This is a genomic window from Nonomuraea sp. NPDC050536 (genome assembly GCF_044457685.1).
Taxonomy (GTDB): domain Bacteria; phylum Actinomycetota; class Actinomycetes; order Streptosporangiales; family Streptosporangiaceae; genus Nonomuraea.
Genome location: NZ_JBITHD010000002.1, coordinates 388,029 through 410,306, shown reverse-complemented (window position 1 = coordinate 410,306; position 22,278 = coordinate 388,029). Strand labels below are relative to the sequence as shown.

The following is a 22,278-nucleotide window of genomic DNA, read 5'->3' as shown; positions in this document are numbered from 1 at the left end:
CCCGTTCGTCGGAACGGTGAACCATGCGGGACAATAGGACACGTGACTAGGATCGTGATCATAGGCGGCGGGCCGGGCGGCTACGAGGCGGCCCTGGTGGCCGCGCAGCTGGGCGCCCAGGTCACGATGATCGAGCAGGACGGGCCGGGGGGCGCCTGCGTCCTGACCGACTGCGTGCCCTCCAAGACCCTGATCGCGACCTCGGTCCGCAAGCAGGCACTGCACGACGCGCCCTCGCTCGGCGTGTCGTTCACCGGTGGCGACGATCACGACGTCGGCGTGGCGACCGTCGACCTGCCCCTGGTCAACAAGCGGGTCAAGGAGCTGGCCCAGGCGCAGTCCGCCGACATCGCGACCCGGGTGGCCGCCGAAGGCGTGGAGATCATCAAGGCGCACGGGCGGCTGGTCGACCCCCAGGTCGTCAAGGCGGGCGACCGTACGATCAGAGCCGACGTGGTGCTGCTCGCCACCGGCGCGACCCCGCGCATCCTCAAGGGCTGCGAGCCGGACGGCGAGCGCATCCTCACCTGGCGCCAGCTCTACGACCTGGACGAGCTGCCCGAGCACCTGATCGTGGTCGGGTCCGGCGTGACCGGCGCGGAGTTCGCCGGGGCCTACCGGTCGCTGGGCACCGAGGTCACGCTGGTGTCCAGCCGCGACCGCATGATGCCCAACGAGGACGCCGACGGCGCCGAGGTGCTCGAAGAGGTCTACCGCCGCCGCGGCATGAACGTCATGGGCCGCTCGCGCGCCGCGTCCGTCACCCGCACCGAGAAGGGCGTGCTGGTCACGCTGGAGGACGGCCGGGTGGCCGAGGGCTCCCACGCGCTGATGACCGTCGGCATGGTGCCCAACACCGGCGGCATCGGCCTGGAGGAGGCCGGGGTCCAGCTCGACAGGGGCGGCTTCATCAAGGTCGACAAGGTCTCGCGCACCTCGGCGCCCGGCGTCTACGCGGCCGGCGACTGCACCGGCGTGCTGATGCTCGCCTCCGTCGCGGCCATGCAGGGCCGTATCGCGGTCTGGCACGCGCTCGGCGAGGCAGTCCAGCCGCTGCGGTTGGCCACGGTGGCCTCCAACATCTTCACCGACCCGGAGATCGCCGCGGTCGGCGTGGCGCAGCGGTCCATCGAGTCCGGCGAGATCGAGGCGAACGTGGTCAAGCTGCCGCTGGCCACCAACGCCCGGGCCAAGATGCAGGGCTTCAACGACGGCTTCGTCAAGCTGTTCTGCCGCCCGCACACCGGCATCGTGCTCGGCGGCGTGGTGGTGGCGCCGCGGGCCTCGGAGCTGATCCTGGCCGTGTCCGTGGCCGTCCAGCAGCGCCTGACGGTCGACCAGCTGGCTCACACCTTCGCCGTCTACCCGTCGCTGTCGGGTTCGATCACCGAGGCCGCCCGCCGCCTCATGCAGCCGGAAGCAGCCATCGGCATCTGAAAACGCGGCGGGCGCGCTCCCCGAGGGGAACGCGCCCGCCTGCCGTGGCTCGCTTACCAGTCGCCGCCGCCGAAGTCGCCCCCGCCGAAGTCGCCTCCGCCACCGCCGAAGTCGCCCCAGCCGCCGCCGCTGTCGCCGCCACCGCCGAAGTCACCGAAGCCGCCGCCGCCGTCCTGGAGGCCCTCGGTGTAGCCGGCCTCGTAGCCGCCACCGCCCCAGCCCCAGCCGCCGCCGAACGAGCTGCCCAGCAGCGTGCCGATGAACATGCCGGTCATGACGTCGCCGAAGCCGCCGTAGTAGCCGTAGGCGTAGGGCTGGTAGGCCGGGCCCGCGTCGTAGTACGGGCGGCGCTGGCCGTCGACCATGACCTCGCGCATCTGCGGGTCGAAGCCGCGCTCGACCGCCTCCGCGTCGGCCGCGCAGGCCGGCACGTCGCGCACCGCGCCGCCGGCCGGGGCCCAGCGCACGTCGCGCACCGACGGGCCGTGCTGCGGGTTGAAGAAGCAGGGGGCGCGCCGCTCGGGGATCGGCTGGTTGCCGACCTTGGCCTTCACCACGGCCAGCGCGTAGCGCCCGTCCTCCAGCGTCTGCGTGACATCGCGGACCTGCTCGGCACGCTGCACCGCGGCCAGTTGCGTCTTGGCCTTCTCGTAGGAGTCGAGGGCCTGCTGCCACTCGGTGATGTGCTGGCCGCCCTGGCCGGCGAGCTGGACGTCGGTGTCGAGGGTGGTGATCTCCTCACCGAACTTGGTGACGTCCTCCTCCACGGTCTGCTTGACCGCGGCCAGGTCCTTGGCCTGCTGGATGGCCTGCTGCTTCTTCTTGTTGCGTGAGTACAGGAAGTAGCCGCCGCCACCGACCAGCACGAGCGCGCCGAGGCCGAGCAGCACGCCGGTGCCGCCGCCAGCGCCCGCCTTGCTGCCGGACTCCAGCGCCGCGCGCTTGCCGTCGACGGCCAGGTCGACACGCTTGACGAAGTCCTGCATGCCCTCCACGACGTTGCCGGAGTTGGCGTTCACCGACAGGTTGGCCAGCCTGCCGGCGACACCCGACTTCATCGCGCTGGACGCGGCGAACAATGTCGTGCCGTCGAGCACGGCCACGGTCGCACGAGGACGGCCCGCCTGGGCCAGCCCGTTGCCGAGCGACTTGATGTAGGGGCCGACGGAGGAGTTGTCAACGGTGCCGTCGGGCAGCGCCACAGCGTAGATCTTGCTGTCGGCGCCCTTCAGCGCGTCACGGATCTCCCCCTGCTGGTCGGAGTTCAGTGACGAGCCCGAGGCCACGAAGAGCGGATCGCCGCCCTCCCAACCGGTGATCACCGTGTTGGCATCGGGCGGCGCCGCGGCCATGGCGGCGGGCGAAAGCGCTAGTACGACGAGTAGACCGGCGATCAGAGCCGCGATCGCGGCCCCGGCTCGGCGCAGCGTTTGGGTCATTGGCAGCAAGCCTCCTTCGCCCATGAGGACGAACGGGCGGTCGGCAAAGTTCCTCACTGCGCACGTTACCGTCAGCGGACGGGCGAGCGGACAGCGTGTTCGCGGATCCTGGGACCTCAGGCGTCCTTGATCTCGCAGATCGTCGCGCCCGCCGTCACCGTCTGCCCGACCGCCGCGTCGAGCCCGGTGACGATGCCGGACTTGTGCGCGGCCAGCGGCTGCTCCATCTTCATGGCCTCGAGCACCACGACGGTGTCGCCCTCGGCCACGGTGTCGCCGTCGGAGGCCACGACCTTCACGATCGTGCCCTGCATCGGGCTGACCAGCGCGTCGCCGCCCGCCGCCGCCTGCTTCGCCCCGCCGGCCTTGCGCCTGGGCGCCTTGGCGTTCGCGGCGGGCGCACGGCCGGCCGTACCGAGACCCTCGGGGAGGACCACCTCGAGGCGCTTGCCCCCGACCTCGACCGTCACCGTCTGCCTGGCGGCGGGCTCCTCGACGGCGACCTCGCCCGCGTAGGGCGGGATCCGGTTGTCGAACTCGGTCTCTATCCACCGGGTGTGGATGGAGAACGGCTCGGCGGTGAACGCCGGGTCCGCCACGATCACCCGGTGGAAGGGCAGCACGGTGGGCATGCCGTCGACCTCGAACTCGGCCAGCGCCCTGCGCGAGCGCTCGAGAGCCTCCTGGCGCGTCCTGCCGGTCACGATCAGCTTGGCCACCAGCGAGTCGAACGTCTGCGGGACCGTCATCCCCTGCTCGAACCCGGCGTCGAGGCGTACCCCGGGGCCCGCGGGCGGGCGCCAGACGGTCAGCGTGCCGGGCGCGGGCAGGAAGTTGCGGCCCGCGTCCTCGGCGTTGATGCGGAACTCGATGGAGTGGCCGCGCAGCACCGGGTCGTCGTAGCCCAGGGCCTCACCGTCGGCGACCCTGAACATCTCCCGCACCAGGTCGATGCCCGAGACCTCCTCGGTGACCGGGTGCTCGACCTGCAGGCGGGTGTTGACCTCGAGGAAGGAGATCGTGCCGTCCTGCCCGACCAGGAACTCGCAGGTGCCGGCGCCGACGTAGCCCGCCTCCCGCAGGATCGCCTTGGAGCTGGTGTAGAGCGTCTCGATCTGCTCCGGCGACAGGAACGGCGCGGGCGCCTCCTCCACCAGCTTCTGGTGGCGGCGCTGCAGCGAGCAGTCGCGGGTGCTGACCACGACCACGTTGCCGTGGCTGTCGGCCAGGCACTGGGTCTCCACGTGGCGCGGGCGGTCGAGGTAGCGCTCGACGAAGCACTCGCCGCGGCCGAACGAGGCGACCGCCTCGCGCACCGCCGACTCGTACAGGTCGGCGACCTCCTCCATGCGCCTGGCCACCTTGATGCCACGGCCGCCGCCGCCGTACGCCGCCTTGATCGCGATCGGCAGGCCGTGCTCCTCGGCGAACGCGACCACCTCGTCGGCGCGGGAGACCGGGTCCTTGGTGCCCGGCACCAGCGGGGCGCCCACCTTCTGCGCGATGTGCCTGGCGCGCACCTTGTCACCCAGCGCGGCGATCGCCTCAGGCGGCGGCCCGATCCAGATCAGCCCGGCGTCGATCACGGCCTGGGCGAAGTCGGCGTTCTCGGCCAGGAAGCCGTACCCGGGGTGCACGGCGTCGGCGCCCGCGCGCTGGGCGATCTCCAGCAGCTTGGCGATGTCCAGGTAGGTCTCGGCGGGCGACTGCCCGCCCAGCGCGTACGCCTCGTCTGCCACCTTGGCGTGCAGGGCGTCGAGGTCCTGGTCGGCGTAGACGGCCACGCTGGCGATACCCGCGTCCTGGCACGCGCGGGCGACCCTTACCGCGATCTCGCCGCGATTGGCGATGAGAACCTTCCGCACCGACTTCGCACCCTTCCTCGACTCGTCCTGAACGGAGTTTAGGCAATTGCCCTCAGCGACCTAGGTACGCGCCCCCGTTGAGATGGATGACCTGGCCCGTGAGGTGGCGTGCTCCCCTGGAGGCGACGAAGAGCACGGTGTCGGCCACGTCGGCCGGCGTGCCGGGGCGGCCGTTGCGGGTGTTCTCCACCCTGGCCCTGATGCCTTCCTCGGTCAGCCGGCCGCGGAAGAACTCGGTGTCGACCACGATCCCGGGCGCGACCACGTTCGCGGTGATGCCGCGCGGGCCCAGCTCGGCCGCCAGATCGGCGGTCCACGACTCGATGGCCGCCTTGGCCGCGCCGTACGAACCCGAGCCTGTGCCGCGGGCGGCGATCGAGCCGATCGAGATGACACGGCCGCCCTTGGGCATCCTGGGCAGCAGCGCGGTCGTGACGAGCACGGCCGACAGCAGGTTCGCGTTGAGGTTGGCCCACCAGGCCTCGGCGACGTCGATCAGCTCGCGTGCCTGCTGGCGGTCCAGGTTGGTGTTGCCGCCGGCGTTGTTGACCAGCACGTCCACCCGGACGGGCAGCTGCTCCAGCGCCTCCTTGACGGCCACCGGGCGGGCGGCGTCGAAGGCGACATAGGAGGCGCCCAGGCGGCCGGCGGCCTCCTTGAGCACGTGCTCGCGGCGGCCGGTGATCGTGACCCGGTCGCCCAGCGAGACGAACGCCGCGGCGATCGCGTATCCGATCCCGGTGCCGCCGCCGGTCACCACAACCTCGCGCATGGCATCCCTTTGATCCGAATAATCCTCTGGAAGACCATAGCCGCTCGGCATAACCGGAGGCGATGGGGCCACGCGATGCCTATGGTGAGGGCGCTCTCACGTCGATCTCACGTCGGTCTTGGAGGTATGCATGGGCCAGAGCCTGCTCGGTGGCGACCCCGGTGAAATGCAACTGATGGCCACCCAGTTCACCCAGCAGTCGGAGGCCGTCCGGACCACGATGACGGCCCTGGACCGGGAAGCGGCCAAGGTCGGCACCGCGTGGACGGGGCCGGGGGCCGAGCGCTTCAACGGCGCCTGGCAGAACTACCGGACCGCCTTCCAGCGCATGACCGAGGAACTCCAGGAGGCGGCGCGCGTCATCAACACCTACCGCGGCAACATCGAATCCGCCACGCGATAACTCCTTCTTGCTGCTGTACGGCGGGCCGCCGCGAACGGCCGCCCGCCGTACTCCCTGTTACGGGATCTTGTACGGCGGGCCGCCGCCAACGGCCGCCCGCCGTACTCCGGCTGAGGACCCGCGCCCGGCGCTTCCGGCGAGTCGGTGACTGTTTCCCGCCGCCACGGCGCTCCGTAACGCGGGCACCCCGGACCCCTCACTCCGCCCACCACGGTGCCCCCTTCCCCGGGCACCACGGCCCCCTGGCCCGCCGTACATCGCGCCGGACAACCGCCGTACTCCTTCTCGCCGACCCCGGCGCGGTGTGACTCGAGGGGCGTCGTGGTTCCTCGTGCTCGCCGTGTGTTGCGTCCGGCGACCGCCGTGTGCCTTCTCGCCAGCCCCGGCGCGGTTCCCTGGCCCGCCGTACTTCCCTTGTTTGGGTGGGTTGTTTGTGGGGTGGGTGGGGTTTGTGGGGGTTTAGTAGGCTCTGGCGGCATGATCGGTCGAGCCGTTCTGGCGGGGGTGCTGGCCCTTGGTTCCACGGGGGCAATGCCGGCGCAGGCCAAAGCCGCGCCCGAGTGCAATCCGCCCATCGGGCACTACACGATGGCCGAGTCTTGGGCGCAGCGCAGGCTCGACGTCAAGCGCGTCTGGCCGCTGACCCGGGGTGAGGGCGTCACCGTCGCCGTGATCGACAGCGGCGTCGACCAGACCCATCCGCAGATCCGGCTGGCGGGCAAGGCCGACCTGACCAACACCACGTTCCGCGACTGCGTGGGACACGGCACCGCGGTGGCGGGGATCCTGGCGGGGCAGTACATCAAGGGCTCGGCCTTCTACGGCGTGGCGCCGGGAGTCAGGCTGCTGTCCATCAAGCAGTCCAACGAGGACACCGGTGACGTGGCCCTGCTGGCCAAGGCGATCAGGACCGCCGCCGACCTGGGCGCCCGCGTCATCAACGTCTCCATCCAGGCCTCCGACCAGCCGGACCTGCGCGACGCGGTGAAGTACGCGCTGTGGAAGGACGTGGTCATCGTCGCGGCGGCGGGCAACAGCGAGGGCAGCGACGAGGGTCCCGCCTACCCGGCCTCCTACGACGGTGTGCTGTCCGTCGGCTCGGCCAACCCCGACGGCAAGCGGTCCGACTTCTCCAACGTGGACTCCACCGTCTCGGTGCTCGGCCCGGGACAGGACATCATCTCGACGTGGCCGCGCAAGGCCTACGCCAGCGGCCTGAAGGGCACCAGCTTCGCCACGCCGTACGTGGCGGGGGTGGCCGCCCTGGTGCGCTCCCGCTTCCCCAGGCTGGACCAGGTCAGGGTACGGCAGCGCATCATCGCGACCGCCGACGGTGAACTCGGCAAGGGCACCGGGGCGGGCATGGTGAACCCGCTGCTCGCGGTGACCGCGATCCTGCCCTCGGAGCAGGTGGCCGTGGCGCCGCCCGCGCTACCGCCGCTGCCGGCCACGGCCGTGCACAAGGTGGTCCCGCCGGACACCCGCGCGATGGGCGTCGCCGGCGCCGTCGCGGGGGGTGCGCTACTGCTCACCGCGCTGCTCGTGGCGGCGGCCAGAGTCATCCCGTTGGGGCGGAAGAGGGGTTGGCGTGCCAGTCGGGCGAATTGACGGTGAAATGTCATAGATCGTAACCGAAACCCCTGATGCGTATGGGACGTATTTGGCTAAAGTGTCCCTCGATCATGGTGCTCTGTTGGAAGGACATTCATGGCGGAGAAGGACTCTTCGCAGCCGGAGCACGCCCGGCGCGTCGGCGATTATGACATCGTCGGCCGGCTCGGTGATGGCCCCCGTGGCACCGTCTACCTGGGTAAGGAGTCTGACGACTCCGACGTCGTGGCGATCAAGACCGTGCCCGGCGCCGACCCAGAGTTCGTGCCACGCCTCAAGAGCGTCAAGCGGGTATCGAGCTCCTACGTGGCGCGCACGATCGACGCGGGGATCGCGGACGGCGTGCCGTACATCGTCAGGGAGAACGTCGAGGGTCGCTCGCTGGCCGAGGTTGTCGAGCACGAGGGACCACTGACCGGCGACGCGCTCGAGCGTGTGGCCGTCGGAACACTGACCGCGCTGACCGCCATCCACCTGGCCGGGCTCGCACACCGGGGGCTGACCCCGCGCAACGTCATCCTCACGGCCGACGGGCCGCGAGTCACCGACTTCGAGATGGGCGACCCCGCGGGCGAGGTCGCCTACCGGGCGCCCGAGCAGGTCGCCGGGCTGCAGTACGGGCCCTACGCCGACGTCTTCGCCTGGGCCGCGACCGTGGTCTTCGCGGGGACCGGCGCCGCACCGTTCGACCAGGCCCCCGAGGCCGTGCTGAACGCCGAGCCCCAGCTCGGCGCGCTGCCCGAGCAGCTGCGCGAGGTCGTGGCGGCGGCGCTGGCCAAGGACGTGGCGGGCAGGCCGACCGCCTACACCGCGCTGCTTCGCCTGCTCGGCGACAAGGCGCCGGCGATGCAGTCGATCGTGCCCGTGCCGCCGCAGGCCGAGCCGATCGAGGGTGTGCCGCTCGAGGGCGTCCCGGTCGCGATGCCGGTGCCGCTGCCCGAGGCGATCCCGCAGCAGCCGACGCAGCAGATGTGGGGACCGCCGCCGGGCGCCCCGCAGCAGCCGCCGCAGCAGAACTGGACCCCGCCGAACACGGTCAGGGGCCAGACCGCCACGTCCGCGGTCAAGAAGCCGTTCCCGATCGGCCTGGTGGCCGGTGTCGCCGCGGTCGTGCTGGTGTCGGGCCTCGGCCTGTGGGGCGCCAGCCACTACTCGACGCTGCACCTGACCACCGTCGCCGAGCAGGCCGCGGCCTCCAGGCCGAGCGCGGGCTCCGGGGCGGCCTCGTCCGACGCGGCGGCCAACGTGCCGCAGAACGGACAGCCGAGCCAGGCGGCCCAGCCGGGCACGACCCAGCAGCCGCAGCAGCCGCAGGTGATCGTGACCGCGCCCTGGGCGGCCACGCCGAGCCCGGACGACGACGGGGTGGTGCCGCTGGTTCTGCCGACGGACTCCAGCCTGCCGCCCACGAGCGTGCCGGTGCTGACGCAGGTCCCGACGCCGGTGCCGACACAGCCGGTGGTCGTGCCCACCCAGCAGGCGACGGTGACCGTCCAGCCGACGGCCACCACCGACCGGCGCGGGCACGGCAAGCCGACCGACAAGCCGAAGGACAACCAGGACGACCAGAAGCCGACCCCCACGGCCACGGTCACCAAGACGGTCGAGCCCTCGCCGGCGGGAAGCCCCACGACGAGCCCGACCCCGCCCCCGTCGGCGACTCCCACTCCCGCTCCTACGCCGAGCTCCACGTGGAGCAGGCCGTCGGACAGGCCCACCGAGAAGCCGACTGAGAAGCCGACCCCGACCCCGGTGCCGACTCGCACGGTGACTCAGACAGTGAAGCCTGAGGAGCCCAAGCCGACTCCGACTCCCACGAAGACCACCGAGGAGCCGAAGCCGACGCCGACCGCGCCGACGCAGAAGTACACGGCCACCGAGGTGTGCGGCGGCGGCTTCTACGTCCAGCGCAGCCAGGCGTTCTACGGCGGCACCACGTACCAGCTGTACAACAGCGGCACGGGTGAGAACTGCGTGGTCACGCTGAAGTCCGGTCCCGACGTCGGCAAGGCGAGCCCGGTCAGCGCCACGATCGAGGTCCAGGGCGCCGGAAGCAAGACTGACAGCGGCAACTACGAGTGGTACGCCGGTCCGGTGAAGATGCCCGCCAAGAGCAAGTGCGTCCGGTTCGCCGGTAGCGCGGGCGGCAACAACACCAGCTCCGGCTGGGCCAACTGCGGCTGATCCAGCCACGGACACAGAAAGGCGGCCGGGGAGCTTCCCCGGCCGCCTTTTCGTCTCAGTAGGGGCGGTAGCCGCCGCCGTGCTCGATGGAGTAGATGCCCGGGTGATGCGCCATGTTCCCGTAGCGCTTGTAGGTGTACAGCACCCCGGCGATGATGTTGTCCACCGGGTCGAGGATCTGCTTGTGCCCGGGGAGGGAGTTGGCGTCGAACGTGGGCGGGATCGTCTGCATCAGCCCCTGAGACGGCACGCCGTTCTCGGCGTTGATGTCCCAGTTGTTGATGGCGCTCGGGTTGCCGCCGGACTCGTGGTAGATCACGGTCCAGATGCGCTCGATGTCCTTGGGATCGTTCGGGTCGAGGTCGTCGACGTTGATGCCGCGTCTGGCCAGCTCGGCCTTCATCTCCGGCGACTTCATGATCGTGATGGCCTGCTTGATCCAGTCGACGACTTTCTCTTTGGGCTGCGGCGTCGTGCCGCCGGAGGAGGTCCCTGTGTAGCCGTACGAGCCTGTGCCGCCGTTGTCCGACGAACCGTTGGCGGAGGCCGATTTGGTTGAGCCTGGGGTGTCCTGGGGCGGCGTGGGCACCCAGTCCATCTTGTGGTGCGGGTCGGGCACCCACGTCTGGTCGCCGGCCTTCGGGATGTCCTCGAAGAGCAGCTTCTCATCGCCGAAGCGCTTGTTGATGGCCTTCATCGCCGTCTCCAGCGCCGAGTCGGCGGTGTCCACGTACGGCTGGGCCTTGCCGGCGTACGTGGTGACCTTCGCGGAGATCTGGCTGTCGAGGTCCACCTTCGGGTCCTCGGCGTCCTTGCCCTTGTACTTCTGCCGGAGCGCGGCCACATCGGTGAGCAGGTCGTCGCCGGCCCCGTCGACGAGCGTCTTGGCCTTCTCCAGTGCCGCGGCCGCGTCGTCCAGGGAGATGGCGCAGTCGACCAGGGCGTTGTTGACCGCGGTGCCGGCCGTGCCGTACTTGGTCATGTAGGCCACGAACGCGTCGGCCGACTCGCCGCTCCAGCCGTTGTCGACCTTGGTCACGCCGCCGGCCAGCCTGTTCATGTTGCCCAGGGCGTCGTTGCCGGCGTTTCGCCAGCGCTGTGCGATGCGCCGGATCTCGGCGGGGTTGCCGTCGATCTTGTCCATGAGCGCGGTGAACTTCTCGCCGTCCTTGAGCGCGGCTATCGCGGCACGGTCTGCCATCAGTCGCCCTTCGCGCCGGCGGCGGCGTTGGCCTTGGTGACGTTCTTGATCACCTCGTCGAGCGCACGCTCGACGCCGTCAAGGCGGCTCTTGGCGGTGTCCAGTTCCTCGCCCATCTTGTTCTCCACGCTCTCCACGGCGCCGCTCATGCCTTCCGAATGAGGCAGCTTGCCGAAGATCTTGGATTCGGGGCGCTTGGCAGGGATGTCGCCGCCGAAGTCGCTGGTGGCCTGGCTGTCCCAGTTGTCCGCCGGCTTGCCGCCCTTGAGCTTGACGAGGTCGATGGCCCGGTCATGAACCGAGTCCTGGAGCTCCTTGAGTGCCTTCTGGCTCCACTCCACGCCTGCCACCGGCGACCTCTTTCTAGCCATTTGACGGAAAAAGACGATATTGATGTTACTTGTGAGATCAACGGGGATTAAGGGTTCTGGGAGCATGGTGTCCCATTCGAGCCTGCACGGCGCGTCCGGCGGGCTCTCGGGCGCCGCCGACGATCTGGAAGAGGAGGTCGTGGCCCTGAGGACGGATCTCAGTGGCCTGGGCGACATCTGGGGACACGGCCTGCTGGGAGCCACGCTCGGCGACGTGGACACGTCTCTGAAGCGCCGCCTGTTCGAGCGATGCGCCGAGCTGGCCGAGGAGTACCGGGGTTCCTCCGGCAAGGTCGGCAAGATGTCCGATACGCACCACGCAGCGGAGTCCGAGATCATGCGGCAGATCTGACTACGCGTCGGATCCGGGCGGCTTCCCCCGCTGCACGCCTCTGGCTTGCTGCCAGGCCTCGAATTCGCGCTGTGCCTGCGCGGCCTTCTCGGCCTCCGCCGGGTCCACGGTGGGCGGCTTCTTCCCGGCCAGCTCCCTGGCCAGCTGCTCCGCTCGCGAAAGCGGCGGCTTCGGTGCGGTCTCGGACAGCGGCCTGGCCGCCTCCTTGGCCGCCCTCGCTGCGGCCTGCTTCTCCAGCTTGATCTCCGCCCGCTTGAAGATCATCCGCCCGATCAACTTCAGCGCGTTGAGCGTCAGCCGCCACAGTAACTTCAGCAGCGCACCTATCAGCTTGACGCCCCGCTCGGCGACCCACCACCCGGCTGCACCGAACTTCCCTGAGCTCCACAACCACCGCACCAGCTTGTAGCCGGCCCAGACAGAAGTGGCGATGAAGGCGGCGATCGGGACGCTGGCTCCGGCTTCGCCCGCCGCCAGCAGCAGCGTCGCCTGCTTCGTGTCGTGGACCTGGGCCGTGGTGCCGTCCTGGGACGCCCAGTGGTCGTGCATGGCCGTGACGCCGTCGCCCGCATTGGCCGCCAGGACCCCGGCGGCCGCTCCGTCGGCCCGGCCACCATGGCGGTCGAGCGCGTCGGCGAAGGAGACCAACCTGCGGCTCGACGCGAGCAGATCCCGGGGATCGACGTCGGGCAGCGGGTTGCCCGTGAGCGTGAACGCGAGCCTGGCTGCGGCGGGCAGGTGCACCGGTCACTCCTCCAGTTGCGGGATCGGCAGGAACGCCGTCTGCGTGAGGCGGTTGCCGAACCTCCGATCGACGTGGTACCCGCGGCCCACAGGGAGCGGATGCGGGCGGATGTTGCCGAAGACGAAGCCCTCGTCCTTGTTGCCCGACAGGACCACGGCCGGGGTCGCCATGTCCTTGATCTTGGTGATGACCGGGTCGAACATGGCCCGGCCGATGCCGCCCATCTGGCGCGCCATCACCAGGTGCAGCCCGATGTCGCGGGCCTGCGGCAGCAGGTCGGCCAGCGGCAGCAGCGGGTTGTTGGAGGTGGCCACCAGGTCGTAGTCGTCGACCACGATGTACAGGTCCGAGCCCTGCCACCAGCTGCGCGACCTGAGCTGCTCGGGCGTCAGATCGGCCGGCGGCAGCCGCTTGAGCAGCGCCTCCTTGGCGTTCTCGATCAGCTCGGCGGCCGCCGTGCCGGAGGCCGCGTAGCCGATGCGGTGCTCGGTGACCGCGCTGTCCAGCAGCGACCGGCGGTAGTCGATGACGATCATCATCGCCTCCCGCGGCGTCATCCGCGCCACGATGCCCTCGGTGATCACCCGCAGCAGGTTCGACTTCCCGCTCTCGGTGTCGCCCACGACGATGAAGTGCGGGTCGGCGTCGAAGTCCAGCAGCACCGGCTCCAGCGCCTGCTCGTCGATGCCGATGGGGATCCGCTTGGGCCCCGTCTCCTCCGGCCCGGGCAGCGTCTCCGCCGGCAGTACGGCCGGCAGCAGCCGGATCCCGGGCGCGGGCGGACCCTGCCAGGCGCCCTGCACGGCCTCGACCATGGTCCGCACTCCGGCTGCCAGGTCCTCGGTGTCCTGCACGCCGTCGATCCTGGGCAGCGCGGACAGGAAGTGCATCCCCTCCTTGGTGAGCCCGCGACCCGGCACCCCCTCGGGCACGGCCATCGCGGCCTTGCGGTTGACCTCCGACTCGTAGGCGTCGCCGAGCTTGAGCTCGACCCTGGTGCCGAACAGGTCGCGGATGCCCGGGCGGAACTCCGACCACTTGTTGGTCGCGGCCACCACATGGATGCCGTAGCCCAGGCCGCGCGCCGCCAGGTCGGTGATGATCGGCTCCAGCTGGTCGAACTCCTGGCGGATCGTCAGCCAGCCGTCCACGACCAGGAAGATGTCGCCCCAGCCGTCGCCCTCGCTCTTTCCGTCGGCCATCATCTTGCGATAGGTCGGCATCGAGTCGATGCCCTGCTCGCCGAAGCGGCGCTCGCGGTCCTTGAGGATGCCGGCGATCTCGGCCACCATGCGGCGGACGCGGTCGCCGTCCAGGCGCGAGGCCACGCCACCGACGTGGGGGAGACCGTCGAGCGAGCCGAGCGCGCCACCACCGAAGTCCAGGCAGTAGAACTGCACCTGGCGCGGGGTATGGGTGAGCGCCATGCTGGAGACCAGCGTCCGCAGCACGGTGCTCTTGCCGCTCTGCGTGCCGCCCGCGATGCCCACGTGCCCGGCGGCGCCGGACAGGTCCAGCCAGAACGGGTCGCGGCGCTGCTCGAAGGGCTTGTCGATGATGCCCACGACCGCCTGCAGCCGCCCGCGCCCCGGCCAGGCGGCCGTGCTCAGGCCCAGCTCGGGCGTGACCGACAGCGGCGGCAGCAGGTGCAGCAGCGTGGGCGGTTCGGCCAGCGGCGGCAGCCAGATCCGGTGCGCCGACGGCCCCCGCCCCTTGAGCCGCCCGACCACCAGGTCGAGCAGACTGATCTGCGGCCCCTTGTCCTGGACGTCGACGGTGGACTCGCCAGGCAGCTCGGCGGGCTGGGGCACGGGCTGGTAGGCCGGGCCGTACTCCACCACTTCGGGGATGGGGGCGCCGGGGCCGGCGGAGGCGCTCGAGCGCGGGTCGGCCTGGTAGGGGCCGGAGACGTAGGCGGCCTTGAACCGGGTCATGCCGGTGGTATCGAACTTCAGGTAGCCGTTGCCCGGCGAGGACGGCAGCTCGTAGGCGTCGGCCACGCCCAGCACGACCCGCGACTCCATCGCCGAGAAGGTGCGCAGACCGATCCGGTAGGACAGGTGCGTGTCCAGGCCACGCAGCCGCCCCTCCTCCAGCCGTTGCGAGGCCAGCAGCAGGTGCACGCCGAGCGACCGGCCCAGCCGGCCGATCATCACGAACAGCTCGATGAACTCAGGCTTTGCCGACAGCAGCTCGCTGAACTCGTCGAGCACGACGAAGAGCGTCGGCATCGGGGCCAGCGGCGCGCCCTGCTCGCGGGCGCGCTCGTAGTCGCGCAGCGAGGCGTAGTTGCCCGCGGACCGCAGCAGCTCCTGGCGGCGCACCATCTCGCCGTGCAGCGCGTCGTGCATACGGTCGACCAGTGGCAGCTCGTCCTCGAGGTTGGTGATGACCGCCGAGACATGCGCGAGCCTCTCCAGGCCCAGGAACGTCGCGCCACCCTTGAAGTCGACCAGGACGAAGTTGAGCGTCTCGGAGGAGTGCGTGATCGCCAGGCCGAGCACGAGCGTGCGCAGCAGCTCGCTCTTGCCGGAGCCGGTGGCTCCGATGACCAGGCCGTGCGGACCCATGCCGCCCTGCGCGGACTCTTTGATGTCCAGCTCGACCACGCGCCCGTCGGCGCCGAGGCCGATCGGCACGCGCAGCCGGTTCCGACCCGCCCTGGGGCGCCAGGTCTGCGCCGTGTCCAGCCGGGTCGGGTCACCGACGCCGAGCAGGTCGGTCAGTGTGGTGTTGACCGACAGCACGTCCTGCGCCTCCGTGCTGCCGGACCCGCTGGACAGCCGCAGCGGCGCCAGCTGCCTGGCCAGCCCCTCCGACTTGAGGAAGCCGAGCCCGTCGGGCGAGCCCAGCCGGGTCATGCTCTCCTTGCCCGCGTGGTCCATCTTGATCATGTAGAAGCCGTCGGGCTGGATCTCCAGCCGCAGCATGCCCTTCTCCTCCACCAGCCCGGTGGAGTCCGACAGGTCGATCACGGTAACGCCTTGGATGGCGTCCATGCCCAGCTGCGAATCCAACGGCACGTGGCCGCCGTCCACGATCAGCACGTGGTACGGCAGGGCCTCCGAGGGAGCGCCGGGCTTGAACCTGGCCCGTTCCTTCAGCTCGCCGCCCACCAGCTGGTCGAGCTCGCCCAGGTTCTCGGACATGAGCCGGACCTGCCCGGCCGCGTCGATCTCGTCCGGGTGCAGGGCGTGCGGCAGCCACTTGACCCAGTCCCAGTGCGGCATCCACTCCCGGCTCGCGCAGATCATGATCCGCATGTCGTCGGGGGAGTGGAAGACGGACATCTGCGCGATCATGGCGCGCACCAGGTCGCGGATGGCCTGGGGGTCGCCGCGTAGCTTGATGCGGGCGAACGAGCCGAGCGCCACCGCCACGGGCAGCTCGGAGACCGTGGAGTGGGCGCGCACGAACCTGCGCAGCGCGCCGGCCGCCAGCGCGTCCAGGTCCTCGACCGGCTTGGAGTCCGGCGGGACGAGCTGGATGGCCAGCTTCTGCACGCCGGTGCCGAGCCGTACCGTGCTGAAGTCCTCATCGCGCGGGCGGCGCTCCCACAGGCGAGGCCCGAGCGCGATCCACCAGAGCGTGTCGGGCGCGGGCCCGCTCCACTCCAGGGCCTCGCGCTGCTGCTTGGCTGCCCTGCGCGACCTCTTCCTGGCCTGCGACAGATAGCGGAAGTAGTCGCGGCGCAGCCCGTTGAGCCGGTACTTGCGCTCGCCCGCCTGCCTGCCCATCTGACCGATGCTCACGCCGACCATCGAGAAGGCGAACAGGCCGCTGGCCACGTACATCAGCGGGTTGCCCGAGCCGCCCGAGGTGAACATCAGGGCCATGGCCGCGCCGCCGGCCACCATCGGCAGGTACGTCAGGATCATCATGAGGCCCTGGCCCTGCACCTCGGGGATCTCCGGCGGCGACTCCAGGAGGATCTCCCCGCGCGGCGGCTTGGGGCTGGGGCGGCGCTCTGGGCGCCGGACGATGACGATGCTCACCCTGGGAATGCCTCCAATGGTTGAGGAAGACTTTCTTACCAGAAGCGCACATACGTCCGCTTGACCGATATCTTCGTGCTGTTGTGACGGCTGTGGCAAAAGGGGAGAAAAAGGCGTGAAGTCGCTGTCCCAGAGAGCGCCGGGTCCTGTGCCCCAGAACGCTCTGCCTCAGTCGGCGCTGCCGCAGACACCTGCGCCGCCGGCGCCGCTGTGCCATGTGACGATCGTCGCGCCGCGCAGGCGGGCGGACCTGGCCCTGCCGGCCGACCTTCCGCTGCCCAACGTCCTGCCGGGACTGCTGCGCGCGGTGGGCGAGGTGGGCGGCGACGCGTCCGCCGCACCCGGCTGGGTGCTCCAGCGCCCCGGCGGCGCGCCGCTGGACATCGCCCAGAGCCTGGGGGCGCTCGGCGTGCTCGACGGCGAGGTGCTCTACCTGCGCCCGCGCGAGGCCGCCATGCCGCCCGCGCTCTTCGACGACGTGGCCGACGTGGTCGCGACCGGCGTCAAGGAGCGCTCCACCACGTGGACCCCCTCGCACACGCGGCGGCTCGGCATCGGTGCCGCCGCCGCGCTGCTGGCGGCCGGGCCGCTGGCCCTGGTGCTCGCGGGGCCGCCCTGGCTGCTCGGCGCGATCATCGCGGGCGCGCTGGCGTTGCTGTTGGTGGCCACGGGTGCGGTCCTGTCGCGGGCGATGGGTGACTCGGGCGCCGGCGCCGCGGTGGGCTACGCGGCCCTGCCGTACGGCTTTCTCGCGGGGCTGCTCGCGCCGGCCACCGGCGCGCAGAGCATGCTGCAGCTGGGCGCGCCCAGTCTGCTGTCGGCGCTGGCCGCGACCGCGCTGGTGGCGGCCTTCGCCGGCGCGTTGACCGCCGACGGGCTCGCGGGCTTCCTCGGCACTGCCATCGCGTCCGTGGCGGGGGCGGCGGGCGCGGCCGTGGTCATGATCTGGGGGACCTCGGCGGCGGGCGTGGCGGCGGTGACCGCCACCGTGCTGCTGGCGTTCAGCCCACTGATCCCGACGCTGTCGTTCAAGCTGGCCAGGCTGCCGCTGCCGAACATGCCGACCACCGCCGAGGAACTGCGCAACGACAACTCCCTGCTGGACGCGCCGTCCATCGTGGAGCGCACCGCCCAGGCCAGGAGCTACGTCACCGGCATGATCACCGGGATCGCGCTGGTGATCCTCGCCACCCAGGCGCTGCTCGTGCTCGACGGCGGATGGATCGCGCAGACCATGAGCGTGGTGCTGTCGCTGACCACGATCATGCGGGCGCGCGTCTTCCAGGGACCGCCGCAGCGGGTCTGGCTCGTGGTCGTGGGGCTGGCCGGGATCGTGTTGCTGGCCGTCTCCTTCAGCGTCGGCCGCGGTGGGATCGCGGCGGCGGTCGCCGCGATCGCGCTGCTGTGGGTGGCGCTGATGGCCGTGGGGATGGGCATGTGGCTGCCGACGGGCAAGCCGTCGCCGTTCTGGGGCCGCGCGGGGGACATTTTCGACCTGGTGCTGATCGCCGCCCTGTTCCCGCTCGCGCTCGGCGTCCTGGACATCTACTCCTGGGTGCGCGGCCTGTCAGGCTGACCTCGTCGCCACGGCGATGCGTGACCCCGGCACCGCAAGCGGGTGCCGGGGCTGCGCGGGTGCGTCACCAGTCGTTGCGGCGGGTGAGTCGGTCGATCTCGGCCAGGCTGTTCTCCACCGACAGGGCGAAGGAGTCCTGGATGTCCTTGGTCTGGCGCTGGAGCTTGTCCATGTCAGGCAGGCCGGCTTCCGCACTGCCCATGGCCTGGGCCAGCAGCTCCTCACTTTGGCGTTGCACGCTGTCCTGCGCCGCCCGTACCGCCTCGACGATCTCCTCGCTCAGCTCCGCGCTGCTCATACGCATGGCGCGCGGCTCCAGTTCGATCTGGTCCAGGCGCCCGCCGTTGTCGACGACGGCCCCGACCAACCCGCTGCGGCTTTCGCCCTTGCCGGTGACCGAGGCCAGCTCGTCAGTCATGCCGGCGAGCCGGCGCAGCGACTCCTCGCTGTCTCGAACCATTCGCTCGAGGTTCTCGGGCGACAGGTCGTCCGGCTGGAAGTAGGACATCGGGCTCCCCTCAGGCATGGATCTTCCAGGATCCAGCCAAGATGATCTCCGTTAACCAGTGCCGAACTGTCCAGGACAATCCCGTGAACTCCAGTTACCTGCGTGATTTCCGCTTCTAACGTGACATTTGTAGGTTTCTGGGAGTTTGGGGGGCTTGTGGCTCAGGACATCCACGTCACGTCGAACGGCATCGCACATCTGAGCGTCCGGGTAGGCGAGGAGCTGAGGCCGATCTTCACCGGCCTGAGCACGGCGGTTCCCGCCACCGACGTCACGGGACCGGGCTTCGGCCTGATGGGCCAGCTGAAGCTGGCGGCGGCATACACGGACGCGCAGCTCATGGCCAAGCACTTCCTGGACGGCGCGGCCGACGTCGTTCGCAGCTGGGAGGACCTGCTCCGGACGGCCTCTCAGAACTGGGCCGCGGCCGAGCAGGCGAACATGGTGGACTACCAGTGAGCACGCCGGAGATCAATCCCCGCCTGGCCCACTCACTCGACCCCACCTCGGGCTTCGAACGCACCTCGTCCGGCCTCTACGCGCCCAAGGGGGCAGCCTCTGTGGGCGAGGCCGCCGTGCCGAAGGTGGTACCGCCCGCCGGTCCTGGGCCGACCCCGGCGGGGTTGCAGGCGCTGAAGTCGGTCGGGCGGGTGACGCTGTACGTCGTGCCGGCCCTACTGCTGGCGGCCACCGCGATCGTGAACGAGCCGGGGATCGCGCAGGCCGCCACCAACTGGGCCACGGGCCTGTCCATGCCGCTGGACGACGGGGTCAAGATGACCTCGCCCAACATCATCAACGAGTCGCGCAAGAACTGGAAGGCCGAGGACCAGGAGGCCTTCGAGGCGGCCGTGGCCCGGATGTCCAGCGAGGTGGCCAAGCTGCGGGACTCCTTCAAGAGCGTCGGCGGCGTGGTGGACGAGATCGGCGGCACCGTCCGCAGGTACTGGACGGAGATCGGCGCCCTCGCGTTCGTCTTGCTGGGGGCCGCGCTGGCCGTCAAGGCGGCCAGCCTCTTCCCGCAGCTTCGCCTGATGGCGAAGATGAAGGAGGTGGTGATCGGCACGCTCGCGTACGGGACGACGGCGGGGCTGCTGGCGCAGCTGACGGCGCTGTACGGGGCGTCGGCCCGGGCGATCACGATGGAGACCAGGAAGTGGCACCAGCTCCAGTACGTAACCCCCACCGGGCCCCTGGCGATCGACTTCACCAAGGCCAAGATCGACATTCACAGCCTGCCCTCCTACAACCAGCCCGCGACGCCGGGTCAGCTGCCGCCCGGGAGCCAGCAGTTCGAGTGGATCGCACCCGACAAGCAGCTGCCGCACAAGGCGCCCTGATTGCGTAGAAGTGGCGCTTGCCGTACCTTGCTCGGCATTTGCCCCTCCGGGAAGAGGATGGAGTAGCGATGCAGGAGTTCGGGGATTTCGCCAACATCGACATCGACAAGTTGCTGAAGACGGCCGACAGCCAGTTCGCGCGCGTCGAAGAGCTGCAGAAGGCCATGGCCGACCTGGTCGGGCGGGCCGAGGATGAGGACGGGCTGGTCTCGGCGGGCTTCACGGCCGCCGGGCTGACCGATCTGGAGCTCCACCCGAAGGCGATGCGGCTCAGCTCGGGCGAACTGTCGGAGAAGATCAAGCAGGTGGTCCGTGACGCGTCCGACGACCTGCAGCGGCAGATCAACAGCGCGATGAACGACGTTTTCGGCGAGGAAGACAACCCGATGCGGTTCGTCGACAACCCCGACGCCGCGCTTGAGCAGGTCAGGAGCGCTGAGGCGGCCTACAACCGGACGTTCGAGGACGTGATGGGCGAGCTCGACCGCATCCGCCGCCGCCTCGACCTCTGAGCTCAGGCCTTCTGGGCCCAGTCCATTTTCACCTTCTTGAAGTCGGGCGCGCCGCCCTCGGGAGTCTTGGCCTCGCCCGCGATCGTCTGGGCCTGGTACTCGTGCAAGCCCGCCACGATCAGCAGGACCCCGCCGGCGGCCACGGCCACCATCCCCTGCTTCTTCATCACTGCGGACAGCGCGGTGTATACCTTGGAGGCGCGCGTCCATGCGGCGACCCGCCCCAGCGGATGGTTGGCTGTGAACAAGCTGAGATAGGCGGTCGTCATCAGGGCGGCGCCGGCGGCGAGGCAGACGTAGCCGGATACCGTCGTGGTCGTGGCCGAACACTGAACGGTGTCGTGGGCGCCGTTCACGCCCTTGACGGCGTGGTCGATCTGCTTGACCAGCTCCGTGACGTTGTTGTTGAACTCCTCCTTGTCCTTGGAGGTCCACTCCTCGGGAGCGGTGGCCGTCTTTGTCTTCCCCAGGTTCTCCTTGCTCGTGTTGAGGAGATCGGCCGTTTTCGCGTATTTGTCGGCCACGCCCTGCTGTGATTCGTCGCTCCCCGTCATCAGACCTACGAGCGGAGGTATGGCCCAGGTGGGACCGCCGAGCATGTAGGCGGCGGCAGCGGTGGTCGCCGCCGCAGTGCCGAAGATCACGAGCGAGTCCATCGTGGTCATCCCGTCGGAGTGTTGTGGTCCTTGGCTGCCTGCCAGACGGCAGAGGTCTTCTTGAGCGCGGCGTCCCAGCGGGTCATCAGCATCGAGCCCTCGACGAGATAGTCGGTCACGGCGCTTCTCGCCCTGTCGTGGGCGATGCCGAGGTGCAGGCCCACGACGCCGAAGGCCGGGGCGAACGCGTGGTTGCCGTTGGCGGTTTCGAAGGCCTCGTGCATGTGCGGGGAGACGTCGTTGATCACGATGCCCGCGACGTTCTTGGTGGGGTCGGCGCCGATTTGCTTGGTGTCCTTGTCGGAACTGCCGGGCTTTTTTCCATCGTCCCCGCCGGTGCCGTCCTTACCCGTGCCGTCTTTGCCGGTGCCGGTCTTGCTCGGGTCGGTCTTCGGGTCGGAGTCGCCTCCACCTCCGCCTCCGCCGGGGATGGAGGGATTCGGGTCTCCCGACCCGCCTGTGTCGCCGGGCTTTCCAGGCTCCTTGGGATCGCCTGTGCCTGTGCCAGGGTCCTTGGGATCGCCCGTGCCTGTGCCGGGGTCTTTGGGGTCTCCGGTGCCAGGATCCTTGGGGTCACCCGTACCCGTGCCGGGATCCTTGGGATCGCCTGTGCCTGTGCCGGGATCCTTGGGGTCCCCTGTGCCGGCGCCCGGGTCTGGCTGGGTGCCCTTGTCGTCGGGGAGGGTGGTGGTGGGGTCCTTGGCGTTGCCCGCGTCGCCGGGGACCTGGTTGCTCCCTGGGTCCGCGCCCTGGTCGCCGGACGGGTCCTTCTGGTCGCCCTGGTCGGCGTTCTTCTGGTCGGTGTCCTGCTTCTTGCCGTCGTCCTGCTGCTTCTTGTCGTCCTTGAGGTGCGGGTTCGGCGGGCCTTGCTTGTCGACCGCGTGAGCGTGGTCGTTGTGGTGGCCGTGGTGCTGGTCGTGGCCACCGTGGTGATCGCCGTGATGGCCGCCGTGGTGGTCGTGTGAGGCGTGGTGTGCCTGCCCGCCCGACGGTGTCGTGCCGGGGACGGAGACCGCCGAGGTGACTGTCTGGTTCGACCCGCCGCCCATGGGTGCGGCGACGGTCGCCTGAGTCGTGGACGGGCCCCAGTTGATCAAGCTGTCCACGCTGCGCTGCTCGCTCACTGTCCCCTCCGACCGTAACCCGGTGATCGAGACGGTATCCCAGGGCGGGGCACCAGGCACAGAAGGGATGAAAGCCCACGCATGTTGACTGAGAGTTCACGATCCACGTCAATAGCGAAAGTAGCCCCTCACCTGCATGTTTGCCCGAAGGCCCATTAGGTGTTATCTATCCGTGATCTACATACTT

At 70.1% G+C, this 22,278-nt stretch carries 19 protein-coding genes; 9 read left to right on the top strand and 10 right to left on the bottom strand.

The window, feature by feature from the left end; genetic code table 11:
* The first annotated feature begins 42 nt into the window (after positions 1–42).
* On the top strand, positions 43–1,437 hold the full coding sequence (locus ACIBHX_RS08880; RefSeq protein ID WP_397065668.1) for an NAD(P)H-quinone dehydrogenase: 1,395 nt from the start codon (positions 43–45) through the stop codon (positions 1,435–1,437).
* Between the two features lie 53 nt (positions 1,438–1,490).
* Here the strand turns inward: ACIBHX_RS08880 and ACIBHX_RS08875 are convergent, their stop codons facing one another.
* The 3 genes from ACIBHX_RS08875 to ACIBHX_RS08865 all read right to left on the bottom strand — a co-directional run bounded on the left by ACIBHX_RS08875 (position 1,491) and on the right by ACIBHX_RS08865 (position 5,513).
* Complete coding sequence (locus tag ACIBHX_RS08875) at positions 1,491–2,876, bottom strand: hypothetical protein (RefSeq protein ID WP_397065667.1); 1,386 nt, start codon at positions 2,874–2,876, stop codon at positions 1,491–1,493.
* A gap of 116 nt (positions 2,877–2,992) precedes the next feature.
* Entirely contained in the window at positions 2,993–4,741 is a 1,749-nt protein-coding gene (locus tag ACIBHX_RS08870; RefSeq protein WP_397065666.1) for an acetyl/propionyl/methylcrotonyl-CoA carboxylase subunit alpha, read from the bottom strand.
* 52 nt (positions 4,742–4,793) lie between these two features.
* Positions 4,794–5,513 carry an SDR family NAD(P)-dependent oxidoreductase gene (locus tag ACIBHX_RS08865; protein WP_397065665.1) on the bottom strand — a complete coding sequence of 240 codons (720 nt, stop codon included), beginning with the start codon at positions 5,511–5,513 and terminating at the stop codon, positions 4,794–4,796.
* A 130-nt stretch (positions 5,514–5,643) separates the two neighbouring features.
* Between ACIBHX_RS08865 and ACIBHX_RS08860 the strand changes: the two genes are divergently transcribed.
* The 3 genes from ACIBHX_RS08860 (at position 5,644) to ACIBHX_RS08850 (ending at position 9,711) form a co-directional block, all read left to right on the top strand.
* Positions 5,644–5,916, top strand: a complete 273-nt coding sequence (locus tag ACIBHX_RS08860; RefSeq protein WP_397065663.1) for a WXG100 family type VII secretion target — start codon at positions 5,644–5,646, stop codon at positions 5,914–5,916.
* 477 nt (positions 5,917–6,393) lie between these two features.
* A complete protein-coding gene (mycP, locus tag ACIBHX_RS08855) occupies positions 6,394–7,524 on the top strand; it encodes a type VII secretion-associated serine protease mycosin (protein WP_397065662.1) in 1,131 nt (376 codons plus the stop codon).
* A gap of 99 nt (positions 7,525–7,623) precedes the next feature.
* A complete protein-coding gene (locus tag ACIBHX_RS08850) occupies positions 7,624–9,711 on the top strand; it encodes a serine/threonine protein kinase (RefSeq protein ID WP_397065661.1) in 2,088 nt (695 codons plus the stop codon).
* A 55-nt stretch (positions 9,712–9,766) separates the two neighbouring features.
* On the opposite strand, the gene ACIBHX_RS08845 is transcribed toward ACIBHX_RS08850, so the two are convergent.
* A complete protein-coding gene (locus tag ACIBHX_RS08845) occupies positions 9,767–10,912 on the bottom strand; it encodes a WXG100 family type VII secretion target (RefSeq protein WP_397065659.1) in 1,146 nt (381 codons plus the stop codon).
* A complete protein-coding gene (locus ACIBHX_RS08840) occupies positions 10,912–11,283 on the bottom strand; it encodes a hypothetical protein (RefSeq protein WP_397065657.1) in 372 nt (123 codons plus the stop codon). Before ACIBHX_RS08840 ends, ACIBHX_RS08845 begins: the two co-directional genes overlap by 1 nt.
* 64 nt (positions 11,284–11,347) lie before the next feature.
* Here ACIBHX_RS08840 and ACIBHX_RS08835 point away from each other — a divergent pair, with 64 nt between their 5' ends.
* Positions 11,348–11,635, top strand: coding sequence for a hypothetical protein (locus ACIBHX_RS08835; protein WP_397065655.1), 288 nt, complete (start codon positions 11,348–11,350; stop codon positions 11,633–11,635).
* Here ACIBHX_RS08835 and ACIBHX_RS08830 read toward each other — a convergent pair whose 3' ends face one another.
* Together ACIBHX_RS08830 and eccCa are read right to left on the bottom strand one after the other, a co-directional pair.
* A complete protein-coding gene (locus tag ACIBHX_RS08830) occupies positions 11,636–12,379 on the bottom strand; it encodes a hypothetical protein (RefSeq protein WP_397065653.1) in 744 nt (247 codons plus the stop codon).
* Between the two features lie 3 nt (positions 12,380–12,382).
* Positions 12,383–16,375, bottom strand: a complete 3,993-nt coding sequence (gene eccCa, locus ACIBHX_RS08825) for a type VII secretion protein EccCa (RefSeq protein ID WP_397065651.1) — start codon at positions 16,373–16,375, stop codon at positions 12,383–12,385.
* Positions 16,376–16,490: 115 nt separating this feature from the next.
* Here eccCa and eccD point away from each other — a divergent pair, with 115 nt between their 5' ends.
* Positions 16,491–17,951, top strand: coding sequence for a type VII secretion integral membrane protein EccD (eccD, locus tag ACIBHX_RS08820; RefSeq protein ID WP_397065649.1), 1,461 nt, complete (start codon positions 16,491–16,493; stop codon positions 17,949–17,951).
* Positions 17,952–18,015: 64 nt separating this feature from the next.
* On the opposite strand, the gene ACIBHX_RS08815 is transcribed toward eccD, so the two are convergent.
* Positions 18,016–18,477 carry a YbaB/EbfC family nucleoid-associated protein gene (locus ACIBHX_RS08815; RefSeq protein WP_397065647.1) on the bottom strand — a complete coding sequence of 154 codons (462 nt, stop codon included), beginning with the start codon at positions 18,475–18,477 and terminating at the stop codon, positions 18,016–18,018.
* A 138-nt stretch (positions 18,478–18,615) separates the two neighbouring features.
* On the opposite strand from ACIBHX_RS08815, the gene ACIBHX_RS08810 reads away from it, so the two are divergent.
* From ACIBHX_RS08810 to ACIBHX_RS08800, 3 genes are all read left to right on the top strand, one after another.
* Positions 18,616–18,918 (top strand): hypothetical protein, encoded by a 303-nt coding sequence (locus ACIBHX_RS08810; protein WP_397065646.1) that lies wholly within the window; start codon positions 18,616–18,618, stop codon positions 18,916–18,918.
* Positions 18,915–19,799, top strand: a complete 885-nt coding sequence (locus ACIBHX_RS08805) for a hypothetical protein (RefSeq protein WP_397065645.1) — start codon at positions 18,915–18,917, stop codon at positions 19,797–19,799. Before ACIBHX_RS08810 ends, ACIBHX_RS08805 begins: the two co-directional genes overlap by 4 nt.
* A 68-nt stretch (positions 19,800–19,867) precedes the next feature.
* Positions 19,868–20,311 carry a YbaB/EbfC family nucleoid-associated protein gene (locus ACIBHX_RS08800; protein WP_397065643.1) on the top strand — a complete coding sequence of 148 codons (444 nt, stop codon included), beginning with the start codon at positions 19,868–19,870 and terminating at the stop codon, positions 20,309–20,311.
* Between the two features lie 2 nt (positions 20,312–20,313).
* Here the strand turns inward: ACIBHX_RS08800 and ACIBHX_RS08795 are convergent, their stop codons facing one another.
* Together ACIBHX_RS08795 and ACIBHX_RS08790 are read right to left on the bottom strand one after the other, a co-directional pair.
* Positions 20,314–20,976 carry a hypothetical protein gene (locus tag ACIBHX_RS08795; RefSeq protein ID WP_397065641.1) on the bottom strand — a complete coding sequence of 221 codons (663 nt, stop codon included), beginning with the start codon at positions 20,974–20,976 and terminating at the stop codon, positions 20,314–20,316.
* A complete protein-coding gene (locus tag ACIBHX_RS08790) occupies positions 20,973–22,091 on the bottom strand; it encodes a hypothetical protein (RefSeq protein WP_397065639.1) in 1,119 nt (372 codons plus the stop codon). Before ACIBHX_RS08790 ends, ACIBHX_RS08795 begins: the two co-directional genes overlap by 4 nt.
* Between the last annotated feature and the right edge of the window lie 187 nt (positions 22,092–22,278).